Here is a 16,421-nt window from a genome sequence, read left to right as displayed (position 1 = left end):
ATCACAGACGGTACATCCAAGGAGGGGACTACAGTGAAAGGACGCTGGTGGTTATTGCTCGTGGTCGTGGCGCTGGCGCTGCCCGTGATGCCGGTGCGCGCAGGCCCGGCCGGTGTAACGTTCACAATAGGCGTGGACCAGGAGGTCGTGGGGCTGGATCCCAACCTGGTGACCGCGTTTTCTTCGTTCCGGCGCATTGACTTCCTGTACAACAAGCTGGTTCGCTACAACGACAAGCTTGAGATCGAGCCGGATCTCGCCGAGTCATGGGAGTTCCCCGATCCCCGCACCGCGATCTTCCGGCTGCGCCGCGGGGTGAAGTTCCACAGCGGCGCCGAGATGACGTCCGAGGACGTGAAGTTCACCCTCGATCGCGTGCTGGATCCGGCGACGCGGGCACCCGGCCGGTCGTTCATTGACGTCATCAAGGAGGTTGACACCCCGGATCGCTACACGGTGCGGGTCAAGATGGTCTTCCCGCTGGCATCGCTGCTGTCCGGCCTGTGCTCGGCCAACCTCTCGATCGTCGAGAAGGCGGCCGTCTTGCGGCACGGCAACCTGCAGCGGAACGTCGCCGGCACCGGACCGTACATGCTGGCGGAATGGGTGCCCGACAACTTCATGCGCCTCGTGAAGAACCCCAACTACTTCCGCAGCGGCCTCCCGAACTTCGACACGCTGATCATCCGGGTCATACCTGATCAGGCATCGCTGCTTGCCGGCGTTCGGACGCGCGCGCTGGACATGGCCACGATAAACCAGGGCCCGGTGATTGCCGCGGCGCGGCGCGAGGCGGCGCTGAACGTTATGCAGAAGGCCGGCATCAACCTTAGGATCTTCGCGTTCAACACCAGCCGGCCGCCCTACACCGACCCTAGGGTGCGGTACGCCTTCTCGTTCGCGATTGACAGGCAGGCGATCGTGAACACCGCGGAGTTCGGCTTCGCGACGGTCTCAGGGCCGGTATCGGCACCCACGCCGTGGGCATTGCCGACATCGCGCTTCCCGTCCTATACCCAGAACATCGCGCGCGCCCGCCAGCTACTAGCCGAGGCCGGACACCCGGCCGGTTTCGCCACGCGGATCGTAACCTCTCCGACCTACGAGGGAGGCATCGCGGTGGCGCAGGTGATCCAGGAGCAGCTCCGGGCGATCGGCGTGACCGCGACGCTGGAGACGCTCGAGTGGGGAACCTACATCAACCGGTGGGTTGCCCGCGACTTCGACACGATGATCGAGCTGCGCGGGGGCGATCCGGATCCCGACCGGTTCCTGTACCGCACGTTCCACAGCACCGGAGGGGTCAACAACTTCCTGTTCAAGGACGCGGCAATAGACCGGCTGCTGGAGCGGGGCCGCGTGAACCTCGAGGCAGATGCGCGCAGGCCGATCTACGACGAGCTGCAGCGCGCCTTGATAGAGGCCGCCCCGGCCCTGTTCCTCTACGTGCCCATGGAGACACAGGTGCTTCAGGGGTATGTGAAGGGCTTCAGGATCATAGGCAACGGCGCCCTCTACCTTTTGGAGAGGGCGACGATCGAGCGATAGGCACTGCCGTACTCAGGCAGCGCGATCGTAGGCAACAGGATCGCGAGTAACGGGATCAAGTGAGAGTGTAATCCCGGGGGGCGGCGAACCGCCCCCCGGGACCCAACCAGTATCCATCCATGCAAAGGTATCTGGCCACGCGCCTGCTGGCGCTCATTCCCGTACTACTCGGCATACTCGCCGTCGTCTTCCTGCTGATACGTCTGATACCGGGAGACGCCGTCCAGCTCTTCCTGGGAACCCAGGTAGAGATGACGCCCGAACAGATGGCCGAGCTGCGCCGGTTCTTTGGGGTGGACAAGCCGATCTGGGCGCAGTTCGTTGACTACCTGGGACGGATTCTCCGCGGGGATTTCGGCGTTTCGCTGCGGACCTCGCGCCCGGTGCTTCCCGACATCATGGCGCGGCTGCCGCTCTCGTTTCAGCTCGCGATGTTCTCACTGGCCATTGCGCTGACCATTGCGGTGCCGCTCGGCATCCTCTCGGCGGTTACGCGCAACTCGGCGTTTGACGTGCTGACGCGCATCGGCGGGCTGCTCGGCCTCTCGATGCCCAACTTCTGGCTCGGCGCGATGCTGATTCTCGTCTTCTCCCGATACCTGCACGTCTCGCTCGGCCAGTATGTCCCCTTGTCGCAGAATCCCCTCGGCACGCTGGAGAGTCTTTACCTGCCGGCCATCGCCTTGGGGGTGGCGATCGCGGCGATACTGATGCGCTACATCCGCTCGTCGCTGCTCGAGGTGCTGGGGCAGGACTATGTCCGGACCGCTCGGGGCAAGGGGCTGCGGGCATCGGCCGTGATGCTCCGCCACGCCCTGCCGAACGCGATGATCCCGGTCATTACCGTTGTGGGGTTTCAGATGGGCTACCTGCTGGGTGGCACCGTGGTGATCGAGGAGATCTTCGCCCTCCCCGGGATGGGCCGCCTTGTGTTGCAGGCGATCTTCCAGCGCGACTATCCGGTGGTGCAGGGGGTCGTGCTGACCATTGCCCTGCTCTTCGTCGTTACCAACCTGGTGGTGGATCTGCTCTATGCCTGGATTGATCCGCGCATCCGATACGGGTAAGGCGCCGGCGGCCGCGGGGCCGCGCCTGGGCACCGGCTGGCGGTGGTGGGCGCGCCGGTTCCTGCGCAACCGCGTCGCGCCGATCGGCTTCGTCATTATCTTTGCCAGCATTGGGATAGCGGTGACGGCACCCGCGGTAGTTCCCCACGACGTCCGGGTCATGTCCCCAGAGGACGCGCTCTCTCCGCCCGGCGGCCGGTACCTTTTCGGCACCGACGAGTTCGGCCGCGACGTGTTCAGCCGCGTGCTGATGGGTTCGCGCGTCTCCCTGGTGGTCGCCTTTCTGTCCGTGCTGGCGGCCGTGGCGATGGGGACCTCGGTCGGTCTGTCCGCGGGATACTACGGTGGGTGGTGGGACTCGGTCTCGATGCGGATCATGGACGTCGTCTTTGCGTTCCCGGCCATCCTCCTCGCTATCGCGATCATGGCCGTGCTGGGCACCAGCCTGTTCAACCTGGTGATCGCCATCGGGATCGTCTACACGCCCCAGTTCGCGCGCGTGGCCAGGGCCGCGGCGTTGGGCGTGCGCTCGCTCGAGTTCATTGACGCCGCCAGGGCGCTGGGGATGGCCAACGCGCGGATCATGTGGAGGCACGTCATTCCCAACGTGATGGCCCCGATGATCGTGCAGATCTCGCTGAGTCTGTCGCTGGCTATCCTCTCGGAGTCGGCGCTCAGTTTCCTGGGGCTCGGCACGCGGCCGCCTACGCCCTCGTGGGGCAACATGCTCAGCGACGGGCGGCAGTTGCTCGAGCTGGCTCCCTGGAACGCCGTCTTTCCCGGCCTGGCGATCATGATCGTCGTGCTCGGATTCAACCTGTTGGGCGACGGCCTGCGTGACCTGCTCGATCCGAGGCTGCGATGACCGCCAGGCCGATGCGCCGGGCGGTGCGCGTACGTGAGGTGGTAGAGGCGCGCGTGGCAGAGGGGCTGCGGGACGGTATCTTCCCCGGCGCGGTCGTCGCGGTGGCCAGGGGGAAGGACTGGCTGCTGCACCAGGCGTTCGGGGATGCGCAGGTGGTTCCCCGGCGCCGCCCGATGATGATCGAGACGGTGTTCGATTTGGCCAGTCTGACCAAGCCGATGGCCACTGCGACCGCCGTGCTCCAGCTTTGGGAAAGAGGCGCGGTTGATCTCGATGCCCCGGTCGCGATACACATCCCTCGCTTCGCCTGGGGAGGAAAGGCAGAGGCGACGGTCCGCCACCTGCTGGCGCACACCGCGGGGCTCCCGGCCTGGGAGATGCTCTACCTCAAAGTCGCGCGTCCTTCGGGGGGAGGGCGGGAGCGCGCGGGCGCCTGCCGATCCATCGAAGGAGCGGCGGCGCGCATCTGCGCCACACCCGTTCTGGCGCCGCCCGGGTCGCGGGTGGAGTACAGCGATCTGGGGTTCATCCTGCTGGGGTACCTGGTGGAGCGCCTCACCGGGATGTCCCTCGACGCCTACGCGCGCGCGCGTATCTTCGGTCCGCTGGGTCTTGGGGCGACGCGGTTCTCGCCGCCGCGGGCATGGCGGACGCGCTGCGCCGCCACCGAGGTCGGGAACGGTTATGAGCGGATGAAGGCTCGCGAGCAGGGGCTGGGCAGGGGGTTCGCCTGGCGAACCCACCTGCTTCGGGGCGAGGTGCACGACGGCAACGCCTGGCACCTGGGACGCGGGGTGGCGGGTCACGCCGGGCTGTTCGCCACCGCCGGGGACGTTGCACGGTTCGGCGCGGCCATGCTGCGCGGCGGGGCGATGGACGGCGCGCGCGTCCTGCGTCCGGCGACCGTTGCGGAAGCCACGCGGGACCAGACAGGGCAGCCGGGCCCGGGTCGAGGAGGGCTCGGGTGGAGCCTGCAGGGCGGGCCCTCTGCCGGCACGCGCGCCTCGATGCAGGCGTACTGCCACACCGGTTTCACAGGGACCTCCATACTGGTGGACCCCGCGCGCGACCTGGTGGTGGTGCTGCTGACCAACCGCGTGCATCCTACTGCACAGCGGGAGGAGATCCAGGCTTTCCGCCCGGCGTTCCACGACGCGGTGATCGAGGCCCTCGATGGTTGACCCAGATGGCTGAGGTGGTGCTGATCGGGGTGGATGGGGGCGCGTCGAAGACCCGCGCGGCAGTGGTGTCCTCGACCGGGTCGGTGATCTCGACGGCGTCGGTACGCTCCTCGAGCGCCTACCATCGGGAGCCCGAGGAAGCGGCGGCCGTTGTAGTGGCCGCGGCGCGCGAGGCACTGGCCACTTCCGGCATGGCGGAGACGGTAGCCGCGCTCGGAGCCGGGCTGGCCGGTGCAGACGACCCGGCAATCCGCGAGCGGCTGATCGGCGCGCTCACCAGGGCCAACATCGCCCGGTTCGTGCATGTGGATCACGACGCCGCGGCCGCGCTGGCCGGCGGCACAGCGCTGTCGCCCGGCGTGGTGATCATAGCCGGCACCGGTTCCATAGCGTTCGGGGTGGACGAGGGCGGCCGGCGGGCGCGTGCCGGAGGATGGGGACCGCTCCTCGACGATGAAGGCAGCGGATACTCCATCGGCCGCGCTGTACTGCGGGCCGCGATGCGCGCGTACGACGGCCGCGGGGATACCACCCTCATGGTTGAAGCGGTCCGGGCACGATTCGGCATCGCTTCGCTTGCGGCGCTCAAGGCCGCCGTGCGCGGAGCGAGCATAGACGCGGTCGCGTCGGTCGCCCCGCTGGCGGTGGAAGCCGCGGCAGCGGGAGATCCGGTTGCCGCGCGCATCCTGGAGCGCGCCGGTGATGGGCTTGCCGCGATGGTGGACGCCGTTGCGCGTGTTTTGGGCTGGGAGCAGAACAGGTTCACGCTGGTGGCGTCCGGAGGGGTACTGGGCGAGGGTGGGCCTATGGCCGGGCTGATGATGCGGGCGCTTGACGCCCGAGCGTGCCCGGCCGTGCTGACCCCTGCCCGCTTCCCGCCTGAGATCGGCGCCGCGCTGCTGGCGGCCCGAGCGGCAGGCATTGAGACCGCGTGGCGCGAGCGAGGTGATCGCGATGACACCGCCTGATCAACGGCCCAGGGTGAACTACTGGGAACTGGAGACAGAGCAGCGCAATCCCAGGACCATGGAGATGGACCGCCTCTCCACCGAGGAGATCCTGCGTGTGATCAACCAGGAGGATGACAGCGTCCCCGATGCCGTGGCCGCCGAGATCCCCCAGATTGCGCAGGCGGTGGAAGCCATCGTGCGGGCCGTGCGCTCCGGGGGCCGCGTCATCTACGTAGGCGCCGGCACCAGTGGGCGGATCGGCCTGCTCGACGCGCTGGAGTGGCCGCCCACCTTCGGGGTTGAGCCGGGGCTGATTCCGGTCCTCGTCGCCGGAGGTTCGCAGGCCACAATCGGATCGGCTGCGCCGTCCGAGGATGACGCTGCCGCGGGCGCCGCGGAGGTATCGGCAATCGGCGCAGGAGGCAACGACGCGGTCGTGGCAATCGCCGCCAGCGGCGTGACGCCGTTCGTGCTGGGAGCCGTCGCAGAGGCGCGGAGGCGCGGCTGCACCATCATCGGTCTGTGCAATGCCCCCGGCTCGCTGCTGGAGCGGGCGGTGGATATTCCCATCACGCCGGTTACCGGCCCGGAGGTCCTCACCGGTTCGACGCGCATGAAGGCCGGGACCTCCCAGAAGATGGTGCTGAACATGCTCAGCACCACGGCCATGGTTCGGCTGGGCAAGGTGTATTCGAACCTGATGGTGGACATGCCGCCCAGCAACCAGAAGCTGGAATCGCGCGCGCGGCGCATGGTGGCGCAGGCGACCGGCCTGGATGCCGACGCCGGCGGCCGACTGCTGGACGAGGCCGGCGGCAGCACCAAGGTCGCCATCGTTATGGCGCTGGCAAGGGTGGGGCGCCAGGAGGCCGAGCGGCTGCTGGAACGGGCGGGCGGGTTTGTCCGGGCGGCAATCGAGGCCAGAGATGAGGGGTGCGGACGGTGAGAACCGCGGCTATTCTTGCGCGCAAAGACCCGAAGCGGGTGGTGGGCTTGATCTCGGGCACCTCGGCCGATGGGATTGACGCCGCTCTCGTTGAGATCGCCGGCGCCGGGCTGGAGGCACGGGTGCGGCTGGTCGCCGGCCTGACGGTGCCTTTCTCCGATGCGGATCGTGACGAGCTGTTCTCCATGTTCAATCCGGCGACCGCCTCGGTGGATCGCCTGTGCCGGTTCAACTTCCGACTGGGCGACCTCTTCGCGGACGCGGCGCTGGCGGTGATCGCCCAGGCCGGGCTGCATCCGGCAGAGGTGGATCTGGTCGGCTCGCACGGCCAGACGGTCTGGCACATTCCCAGCCCGGACGGCGCGACGCTGCAGTTAGGGGAATCGGCGGTGATAGCGGAGCGCACCGGCCTGCCGGTGGTGGCCGACTTCCGCGTGGCCGACATTGCCGCCGGCGGGCACGGCGCGCCGCTGGTGCCGTACTTCGACCTGGTCGTGTTCCGGCACCCCGCGCGCACGCGCGCTGTGCAGAACATCGGGGGAATCGGTAACGTCACCTATCTACCGGCCGGATGCGGTCCCGGCGACGCCCTGGCGTTCGACACCGGTCCCGGTAACATGCTGATTGACGGCGTGGTGCAACTCACCACCGGCGGGGCCCAGGCATACGACCACGGGGGCGCGATGGCCTCCAGGGGACGGGTGCACGAAGACTGGCTGGACGAGCTGATGGGCGATCCGTTTCTGCGGCTCTCCCCGCCCAAGACCACCGGCCGAGAGGTCTACGGCCGACCGTTCGCCGCGGCACTCCTTGAACAGGCGCTCCGCCGCGGGCTCGGCCCAGAGGACGCCGTGGCCACCGTCTCGGCGCTGACCGCAGATTCGATCGTGCGGGCCTACCGCGAGTTCCTGATTCCTCGGGCCGGGCTGGACGAGGTGGTGCTGGGAGGCGGCGGATCCTACAACGACTTCCTGCGCGGGCGCATTGCCTCGGGGTTGGGTCTTCCGGTCTACCGTTGCGAGGAGTTCGGGGTGGACGGCAAGCTGAAGGAGGCGATGGCGTTTGCGCTGCTGGCCTCCGACGCGGTGGCCGGGCTGGCCACGAACGTGCCGGCCGCAACCGGGGCAGCCGGGCCGCGCGTTCTGGGGAAGTTCACGCCCGCGCCCCTCGCGCCTGCACCCCGCGCGCCGGTATCCCGCACGGCGTAGGTGGTATAGTAAGGCGATGTTTCGCGAGGCCCTGAGGCGAGAGATCCGGGACGCCATCACCCGCGCCATGGAATCCGGCGCGATTCCCTCGGGTGATGTGCCGCCGTTCGATGTGGAGGTTCCCAGGGATCGCCGGCACGGCGACTATGCGACCAACGCGGCACTGCTGCTGGCCAAGCACGTCGGCGGGAAGCCCCGCGAGATCGCGCAGCGCCTGATCGAGGCCTACGCGCCTCCCCCTGATCGCATCGAGCGTCTCGAGGTCGCCGGCCCCGGGTTTATCAACCTGACGGTTGCCTGGCCCTGGAAGCGCGACTTGGTTGCGACTATCTGCCGGCTCGGGGACGGCTACGGCCTGCAGACGATCGGCGCCGGTCGGCGCGTGAACGTCGAGTTCGTCAGCGCCAACCCCACAGGCCCGCTTCACGTCGGTGCCGGCCGCAACGCGGTTATAGGCGACGTGCTGGCCAACCTGCTGGGGGCTCTTGGATTCTCTATCTCGCGCGAGTACTACATGAACGATGCCGGCCAGAAGGTGCACAACCTGGCGCGTTCGGTTGAGGCCCACTACCTGAACATGCTCGGGCAGCCCACGCCGTTTCCCGAGGGGGGCTACCCGGGCGAGTATGTCAAGGACCTGGCAGGCAGGATCGTTGCGGACGACGGCGACAGATGGCTGCGGGCCTCCCAGGACGAGCGCCTGGACCACTTCCGAGACGTGAGCGTGACCGCGGCCGTCGCGGACATCAGAGAGGTGCTCGAGCGGTTTGGTGTGAGGTTCGACACCTGGTTCAGCGAGCGCGGGCTGATTCGTTCAGGGGCGGTGGACCGGGTGCTCGCCGAGCTTCGGGCCCGCGACTACATCTACGAGGCCGATGGCAAGACCTGGTTTCGCTCGTCCTGCTTTGGTGACGACAAGGACCGGGTGATCGTCAAGTCCACCGGCGAGTGGACCTACTTCGGCAGCGACATAGCCTACCATCTCGACAAGCTGGCGCGCGGCTTCGACATGATGATAAACGTCTGGGCCATTGATCACATCGGCGATGTGGCCCGCGTCAAGGGCGGGCTGGCCGCGATGGGCGTCCCGCCCGAGGCCCTGGAAATCCTCATCTACCAGCACGTGCGATTGAAGAACGCGGGTGAGTCCCTGCGCATGTCCAAGAGCAGCGGCGAGTTCGTGGCCCTGCGGGAGCTGATGGACGCCGTCGGGGTGGACGCCGCAAGGTACTTCTTCGCGATGGCCTCGCCCTCGGTTCCCATGGACTTCGACGTCGCGTTGGCGCTTCAGCCCTCGCAGGACAACCCCGTGTACTACGTGCAGTACGCCCATGCGCGTATCGCCGGCATCCTGCGCGAGGCAACCGGGAAGGCAGGTGGCGGAGACGCCTGCTCATCGCTGGACCGCCCGCTGGAGCGCCTGGCCGACGAACGCGAGGCCGCTCTGATCCACGCCCTGGGCGAACTTCCCGAGGTTGTCCGACTGGCAGGTCTGCGGCGTGAGCCCCATCGTCTCTGCGCGTATGCCCGCGAGGTTGCCGAGGCGTTCCATCTCTTCTACGCCCACTGCCGCGTTCTGACCGACGATCCGGACCTGACCGCCGCGCGGCTGGCCCTGGTCGAGGCTGCCCGGATAGTGCTGCGGCGCACGCTGGGGCTGCTGGGGGTTTCAACCCCCGAAAGCATGTGATCGGAGGCCCACCTGATCGGCACCGGTTCGATTCGGCCGAGGTTGCTATTGCAATGGCATCGGCCTGTGTGATACGAATATCTCAAGATCTACCGGCGGCAGGTGCGCGGTCGCCGCTTGCCGCTATCAATCTCCGGCCCAAACGAAACTTCCGGGGTTGTGTCCCAGACGATGTTCGAACCACAAATCACGCGGTGAACAGTTCTGATAGACCTGCACGCCATCGGTAATCCCGAGGGAGGCGCACCTGTGATGACGATTCGCACACGCTTGGCCGCGGTGTTGGTCCTGATTGCCCTGGCCGCGGCTCCGGCCACCGCCCAGATCTTCACGGACATGAGCACGCACCCATCGCGGCGGGCCGCGGAGCGGATGGTGGCGAAGGGACTGGCGATTCGCCTGCCTGACGGCCGGCTGGCCCCTGAGGAACCTGTCACCCGGCTGGACATGGCGCTGTTCCTGGCCCGCGCGCTCGGCATACCCACGGGTGGGGTGCGTCCGCCCGACTTCCGCGACGTGGACCAGATTCCGGCGGCAGACCGGATGGCCGTCGCCGCGGCCTCGATAATGGGCACGGTCTCGGCCACGAGAACCGAGGTAAGGAAGGGTACCGTCCGGTACGCCCTGACGGCAAACAAGACCACGTACGGTCCCGACGAGGAGATCGAGATCACCTTCACGATCGCCAACGATGGTCCGGGCCGTGAGACCGAGTTCCTGTCCCCGGACCGCGGACGGACGCGCATCAAGATGAGTGACCGTGACGGGCTGAAGGCAGGGGTCGAGGGCGAGCTGTACACCGAGACCCGTGCCGCGGCTGGAGTAACACGCGGCAAGGTCGCAAGGTTCCGGGTGCTGGAGGCGCGCGCGGACGGCTCGGTTCTGGAGCTCTACGATGAGGGCGCCGTCCAGATCAAGCCGGGACTCAAGGTGTTCTTGCTGCAGGATGTCGCGTTTGAGTACACGACCTCGCAGTTCCACGACTTCGTGATCCGCGACGCGGAAGGGAACGAGGTGGCGCGCTGGTCGCTGAACCGGCCGTTCGTCCCCATGGAGCGGCCCGTGTCTCTGGCCGCCAACCAGTCAATGAAGTTCGCGTCGCGGTGGAAGCAGCTCGACCAGAACTCCCAGCCGGTCCGGCCGGGCCGCTACGAGCTGGTCGCAGTGCACACGACCAAGGAGAATCCCACAACGATCTTGATCGCGTTTCAGCGCGGGCTGATCTCGGCGTATCCCGACAACACGTTCAGGCCCAGGCTGCCGGTGACGAGGGCCGAACTGGCGGCGTTCATCGTGCGCGCCATGGGCCTTGAAGTGGAGGCGCTGCGCCGGGCCAACGATACGCTGGTGGTGGCCGACGCGCGCGATATCCCATCAGATTTGCGTGGGAGCGTGGTGGTGGCCATTGACCGCAAGATCGTCCTTCCCCTGGCCGACAACACCTTCCGGCCGGCGCGGACCGCCAACCGCGGCGAGGCGATCTTTGCCCTCAACGTCCTGATGGAGGCGCTGGGCCGCTACGACTATGTGACCGCGACGCTGCGCGAGGTCCGTGGCGGGCCGCCCCCGGTTGTGGTCGTCGAGGACGCGAACCGCCAGGTTCGATCGCACCGGGTGGCGGTTGTCAGCGCCATCTACCGGAACGATCAGCCGGTACTGCTGATGCAGCTGCGGCCCGGGGACACGCTCAAGATGCTGCGTCCCACCGAGGCCGCCGAGGTCATGTACATCGAAGCCACCGGAAGGTAGCGGCAATGGAATTCTTCGTCGACACCGCCAGCATCGAGGAGATCCGCGCCGCGCAGTCGTGGGGCATCCTCGACGGCATTACCACGAATCCCACCCATGTCGCCAAGGAAGGCCGCGAGCACAAGAGTCTGATCCAGGAGATCTGCTCGATCTGCCCGGGCCCTGTGAGCGTCGAGGCGACGGTGGCCGATGCCGAGGGGATGATTCGGGAGGGTGAGGAGTTCGCCACCTGGGCCCCCAACGTGGTCGTGAAGGTCCCGATCACGCCCGAGGGCATCCGGGCGCTGCGGGTGCTGCGCGCGAAGGGCATTCGGTGCAACGTCACGCTGGTGTTCTCGCTGGCCCAGGCGCTGATAGCCGCGAAGGCGGGCGGAACCTATGTAAGCCCGTTCGTCGGACGCCTGGACGACGCGGGCACCGATGGCATGGAGCTCGCACGCGACATCTGCGACGCCTACCGGAACTACGGGTTCGAGACAAAGGTGCTATCCGCCAGTCTCCGCCACCCGGTCCACGTGATCCAGTCCGCGCTGGTCGGCTGCCACGTGGCCACGATGCCGTTTAGGGTCATGGAGCAGCTCTTCAACCACCCGATGACCGACATCGGGCTCGAGAAGTTCCTGGCGGATGCCCGCCGGCTTCAAGTAGAACTCGAGGCCCGGCGCACCGCGCGCGGCTGAGCCCTCGCCGCGGTGGGGACCGAACAGGAGAGGTGATCTAGCCGTGCCGATAGCCGAACTCGAAACCAAGACCCTCGCGGAGCTCCAGGACATGGCCCGTGAGCTCAACATAGCCAACTACCGGCGCTACCGGAAGCAGGAGCTGATCATGCGCGTGCTTCAGAAGCAGACCGAGGATGCGGGCCTGCTGATTCGCGCCGGGATCCTGGAGATCATGCCGGAGGGCTACGGCTTCCTCCGGACCAGCGGATACCTGCCCGGGGGCGAGGACATCTACGTGTCGCCCTCGCAAATCAAGCGGTTCGGGTTGCGCGTAGGCGACGAGGTCCTGGGTCAGGTCCGGCCGCCGAAGGACAACGAGAAGTACTTCGCGCTCCTGCGCGTGGAGGCGGTCAACGGCCTCGACCCGGAGCAGGCGCGCTCGCGTCCCTCGTTCGAGCACCTGACGCCGATCTTCCCGCTTGAGCGGATCCGGCTGGAGTTGCCCGAGTCCGACCTAACCGTGCGGGTGGTGGACCTGTTCGCGCCCATCGGCAAGGGGCAGCGCGGCATGATTGTCTCGCCGCCCAAGGCCGGGAAGACCACCCTGCTCAAGAAGATCGGGCAGTCTATAGTACAGAATCACAGCGAGATCTACCTCATGGTGCTGCTGCTCGACGAGCGCCCCGAAGAGGTCACCGACATGCGGCGCTCCGTGGAGGCCGAGGTCGTGGCCAGCACCTTCGACCGGGCGCCCGAGGAGCACATCCAGGTGGCCGACCTGGTCTTGGAGCGCGCCAAACGTATCGTGGAAGGAGGCCGGGACGTCGTGATCCTGCTCGACAGCCTGACCCGGTTCTCCCGCGCGAACAACCTGGTCATCCCGCCGTCGGGCCGCACGCTTTCGGGCGGACTCGACCCCGCGGCCCTGCACAGGCCCAAGCGGTTCTTCGGCGCCGCGCGCAAGATCGAGGAGGGCGGCAGCCTGACCATCATTGCCACAGCCCTTGTAGACACCGGCAGCCGGATGGACGACGTGATCTACGAGGAGTTCAAGGGTACGGGCAACATGGAGCTGCACCTCAACCGGAAGCTCCAGGAGCGGCGCACCTTCCCGGCAATTGACATCAAGATGTCGGGCACTCGGCGCGAGGAGCTGCTGCTGACCGACGAGGAGTTGCGCAAGGTCTGGGTGCTGCGCAAGAGCCTCGAGCAGCTTGATACGGTGGCGGTAACCGAGCTTATCCTTGACCGGCTGCGCAAGACCGCGAACAACGCGGGCTTCCTTAGGTCCATCGTCAAGAGCTCAGAAGACAACGGGCCGTAGCAGGAACCCCCAGCCCGGTGTCGAACTGATAGAACTACCCAGTCAAACCGAGGAGGGAAGGTTGCGCACACCCGCCACAGCCATCGTGCTCCTCGGGATCTTCGTGGCGGTTACTCCCGCGTTCGGGGTTACGGACACCCATCGCCCCCCTGTCCAGGCCGTCGTGGTTCCGGCTTCCGCCGAAGAAGGCCTCCGGCAGATCGTGGCCCTGCGGCCATCGGCGCATGCCGCCCGGCAGATGGCCGCGGCGCAGGCAGCACAGAAGACGGCACAGGCGGCCGTGAAGGCATCCAGGCCTGACCCGACGCCCCGCGTTCACACGGTACAATCCGGGGACACCCTCTGGACGATCGCGCAGCGGCACGGCGTGACGGTTGAGGCTCTGGCCGCGACCAACCGGCTGGTCCTGACCGCGATCCTGCCGCTAGGCAGGTCCCTGGAAATCCCGTCGGGGGCCGCGTCGGTTACTGCCTCCCTGCCCGCGGCCCGTACCGTCGCGCGTCCCGAAAGGTCCGCGGTGCACGTGGTGCGGAGCGGTGAGACTCTGTGGGAGATCGCCGGCCGCTATGGGACGCGGGTCGAGGACCTGATGGCGATGAACGATCTGGGCGACTCCGACTGGATCAAGCCGGGCCAGCGGATCGTTGTTTCGGCAGGGGCGCTTCCGCGGCACCGGCAGGTCGGGCTGCGGTCGCGGACCCGGCCGTATCCGTCGGGGTCGGTGATGGCAGACGCCTCGCTGCTGCGCTCAGGCGGGGCCCTCATCTGGCCGACACGCGGCACCTTGACCTCGCGGTTCGGCTTGCGGTACCGCCGCCACCATGAGGGCATTGACCTGGCCGCGCCGCGGGGCACACCGATCTATGCGGCGCGCGATGGCGTCGTGGAGTACTCCGGGTGGAAGGGCGGCTACGGCCGGGTGGTGTTCGTCCGCCACGGCGGCGGCGTCGTGACCGTGTACGGCCACGCGTCGAGCCTTCTTGTCCAACCCGGGCGGCCCGTCAAGAAGGGCCAGTTGATCGCCCGTGTCGGTTGCACCGGCCGTTGCACCGGGTCGCACCTGCACTTCGAGGTTCGCGTCAACGGTCGCGCCGTCAATCCCCTGAGCTACCTTCGCTGATCCGTCCTCGCACATGAGCCGGCCTCGACGCCGGTGGTCCGGTCTGGTATAATCCCGCGTGTTCCCACCCCGGGATGAATGGCAAATGAGGAGAAGGACATGAAGCAGGGTATCCACCCAGACTACCAGGAAGCGCGCGTTACCTGCGCCTGCGGCGAGACGTTCGTGGCAGGATCCACCAAGAAGGCGATCCGCGTCGAGATCTGCTCGAAGTGCCATCCTTTCTACACCGGCCAGCGCAGGTTCGTTGACGCCGAGGGCAGGGTCCAGAAGTTCGTCCGCAAGTACGGCCTGAAGGTCCAGTAGGCCCTACGCGTCCGCTGACCCTGGCGCTGGTGGCCCTCTCCGCGGGATCCGTCCTGGCGTGGAGCCCGCCTGCCGGCGTCATCCTGTCAGCCGGCGCCATCCCGCCTGGCGATCGCGGCGCGCCCCCGGTTCCGCCCTGGGTGGCGACCGCGGGCGCGCGATCCGTGGTCTACACCCTGCCCGGCACAAGAGAAGATGCCGAGGCGGGCTCGGTGGCGGCCCTCTTGGACAACCTCCTACGGCAGATTGAGAGCGACAGCGGTCTTGCGCCGGACGGTGTGCTCACCTACCCGCTGTTCCCGTCGCCCGATGCGTTCCGGAGGGACTGGTGGCAGTTTGCGATCCTTCGGGACGGCACGGTCCACGGATGGGGGACCGTCGTCGAGGGGGGCAACGTTCTGGTCTCCCCTTATCAGATAGCGCGGATTGTCGTCCGCCAGGCGGTGGGGCGATCCGTGCCGCTCCTTTCCTGGGGGCTGGGGGACCTCGTCGCCGACAGGCTGGTCGGGATTGACAGCCACGCTCACGCGAGGCTGTTTCTTGATAGGGGCGGGCTGCTTCCGATTGCGGAGATCGTGCACCAGCTCGACTTCAGCCGGGCCCTGCCGGGCGCCTACGTCCAGAGCGTATCGTTTCTCGCCTACCTGGCCGAGGAGCACGGCCTGCGCCATGTGGCTGCGTTTGCGCGGGTCGGCGGAGCGCGGTGGTACGATTTCCCCTCGCTCTTCCAACGGTACTTCGGCATCTCGATTGCCGAGGCCGACCGGCGCTGGCGTACGCGGCTCGCGCAGGCGGCGCCCCCGCGCCTCTCGGACGCGGACTTCCTAACCTACAGGCGTGGGGTGGAATATGCCTGCGCCTACACCCTCGCCCAGACCCCGGGCCGGCTGGTTTCCAGGCCCGGCGGCGCGACGGCCTACGTCGAGGCCCTGCGCGCAACCGGAGCCCTGCGCCGGCTCGACATTGCGGACGCTTCTCGGGCCGTGGAGGCCGGCCGGAAGGCCGGCGAGCAGGTCCAACGGCGGGCCTCCCGGACGCGGCTGGCAGTCACGGCGGCGCTGTGGGCGCTGGGCCTGGGCCCAATCGTTCTGGCCGTGCTCCTGCTGGCGGGGCCGGCCATCCGCGACGCCTGGCGAGGCCGGAGGGACAGGCGCGCAAGAACCAGGAGGCGGCGATGAATCGCGCGACCGGTGGCATCGAGATTATCTGCGGGAGCATGTTTAGCGGCAAGACAGAGGAGTTGATCCGTCGCGTGCGCCGCGCACAGATCGCCCGGCAGCGAGTGGCGGTCTTCAAGCACGCACTGGACGACCGCTACGGCGCGGGTGCGATCACCTCGCACAACGGTGTATGCATCGAGGCGATACCCGTGACCCACAGCGCTGAGATCCTGCCTCTGGTGGAGCCGGGCACCGAGGTCGTGGCCGTGGACGAGGTGCAGTTCCTCGACAGCGGGATCGGGGAGGTGGCCGAGACGCTCGCCGGCAGAGGGATCCGCGTTCTCCTGACCGGGCTCGACACCGACTTTCGGGGCGTGCCTTTCGGACCGATCCCCCACCTGCTGGCGGTAGCCGAGGAAGTCACCAAGCTGCAGGCGATCTGCATGACGTGCGGGGCACCGGCGAGCCGTACCCAGCGGCTGGTGGAAAGCCGCGCGGCGCACTACAACGATCCGGTAATCCTGGTAGGCGCGCGCGAGGCCTACGAGGCGCGCTGCCGCAGATGCCACCAGGTTCCAGGCCGCCCAGGTGAACCGGTCGTGCCGGTGTTATAATCGAAAAGGCATGACACGCATGGATTCCCGC

Annotated in this window: 15 protein-coding genes; all 15 read left to right on the top strand. The window is 67.6% G+C overall.

All coding sequences use genetic code 11. The annotated features are described in order from the left end of the window. The first annotated feature begins 33 nt into the window (after positions 1-33). The 15 genes from RDU83_05270 to RDU83_05200 all read left to right on the top strand — a co-directional run bounded on the left by RDU83_05270 (position 34) and on the right by RDU83_05200 (position 16,390). Entirely contained in the window at positions 34-1,548 is a 1,515-nt protein-coding gene (locus tag RDU83_05270; GenBank protein MDQ7840425.1) for an ABC transporter substrate-binding protein, read from the top strand. A gap of 119 nt (positions 1,549-1,667) precedes the next feature. Then, positions 1,668-2,615, top strand: a complete 948-nt coding sequence (locus tag RDU83_05265; protein MDQ7840424.1) for an ABC transporter permease — start codon at positions 1,668-1,670, stop codon at positions 2,613-2,615. After that, complete coding sequence (locus RDU83_05260; protein MDQ7840423.1) at positions 2,581-3,480, top strand: ABC transporter permease; 900 nt, start codon at positions 2,581-2,583, stop codon at positions 3,478-3,480. Before RDU83_05265 ends, RDU83_05260 begins: the two co-directional genes overlap by 35 nt. Further along, positions 3,477-4,661 carry a serine hydrolase domain-containing protein gene (locus tag RDU83_05255; GenBank protein ID MDQ7840422.1) on the top strand — a complete coding sequence of 395 codons (1,185 nt, stop codon included), beginning with the start codon at positions 3,477-3,479 and terminating at the stop codon, positions 4,659-4,661. Before RDU83_05260 ends, RDU83_05255 begins: the two co-directional genes overlap by 4 nt. Positions 4,662-4,666: 5 nt before the next feature. After that, entirely contained in the window at positions 4,667-5,629 is a 963-nt protein-coding gene (locus RDU83_05250) for a BadF/BadG/BcrA/BcrD ATPase family protein (GenBank protein ID MDQ7840421.1), read from the top strand. Positions 5,630-5,642: 13 nt separating this feature from the next. Next, the gene (murQ, locus tag RDU83_05245) at positions 5,643-6,557 is read left to right on the top strand and encodes an N-acetylmuramic acid 6-phosphate etherase (protein MDQ7840420.1); all 915 of its coding nucleotides are present in this window, start codon (positions 5,643-5,645) and stop codon (positions 6,555-6,557) included. Further along, the gene (locus RDU83_05240; protein ID MDQ7840419.1) at positions 6,554-7,765 is read left to right on the top strand and encodes an anhydro-N-acetylmuramic acid kinase; all 1,212 of its coding nucleotides are present in this window, start codon (positions 6,554-6,556) and stop codon (positions 7,763-7,765) included. Before murQ ends, RDU83_05240 begins: the two co-directional genes overlap by 4 nt. 16 nt (positions 7,766-7,781) lie before the next feature. Beyond that, positions 7,782-9,455: an arginine--tRNA ligase gene (gene argS, locus RDU83_05235; protein ID MDQ7840418.1), complete on the top strand. Its 1,674-nt coding sequence runs from the start codon at positions 7,782-7,784 to the stop codon at positions 9,453-9,455. Positions 9,456-9,707: 252 nt separating this feature from the next. Next, positions 9,708-11,204 (top strand): S-layer homology domain-containing protein, encoded by a 1,497-nt coding sequence (locus tag RDU83_05230; protein MDQ7840417.1) that lies wholly within the window; start codon positions 9,708-9,710, stop codon positions 11,202-11,204. Positions 11,205-11,209: 5 nt separating this feature from the next. Beyond that, positions 11,210-11,884, top strand: a complete 675-nt coding sequence (gene fsa, locus RDU83_05225; protein ID MDQ7840416.1) for a fructose-6-phosphate aldolase — start codon at positions 11,210-11,212, stop codon at positions 11,882-11,884. A gap of 43 nt (positions 11,885-11,927) precedes the next feature. Further along, entirely contained in the window at positions 11,928-13,190 is a 1,263-nt protein-coding gene (gene rho / locus RDU83_05220; protein MDQ7840415.1) for a transcription termination factor Rho, read from the top strand. A 61-nt stretch (positions 13,191-13,251) separates the two neighbouring features. Then, the gene (locus RDU83_05215; GenBank protein MDQ7840414.1) at positions 13,252-14,310 is read left to right on the top strand and encodes a M23 family metallopeptidase; all 1,059 of its coding nucleotides are present in this window, start codon (positions 13,252-13,254) and stop codon (positions 14,308-14,310) included. A gap of 99 nt (positions 14,311-14,409) precedes the next feature. Beyond that, positions 14,410-14,616 (top strand): 50S ribosomal protein L31, encoded by a 207-nt coding sequence (gene rpmE / locus RDU83_05210; GenBank protein ID MDQ7840413.1) that lies wholly within the window; start codon positions 14,410-14,412, stop codon positions 14,614-14,616. A 29-nt stretch (positions 14,617-14,645) separates the two neighbouring features. Then, positions 14,646-15,794, top strand: coding sequence for a hypothetical protein (locus RDU83_05205; protein MDQ7840412.1), 1,149 nt, complete (start codon positions 14,646-14,648; stop codon positions 15,792-15,794). Then, positions 15,791-16,390: a thymidine kinase gene (locus RDU83_05200; protein MDQ7840411.1), complete on the top strand. Its 600-nt coding sequence runs from the start codon at positions 15,791-15,793 to the stop codon at positions 16,388-16,390. Before RDU83_05205 ends, RDU83_05200 begins: the two co-directional genes overlap by 4 nt. The last annotated feature ends 31 nt before the right edge of the window (positions 16,391-16,421 follow it).

Source organism: bacterium (genome assembly GCA_031082185.1).
In the GTDB taxonomy this organism is placed as follows: domain Bacteria; phylum Sysuimicrobiota; class Sysuimicrobiia; order Sysuimicrobiales; family Humicultoraceae; genus VGFA01.
The sequence above is the reverse complement of the archived record's forward strand: the minus strand, read 5'-3'. Positions and strand labels throughout refer to the sequence as shown.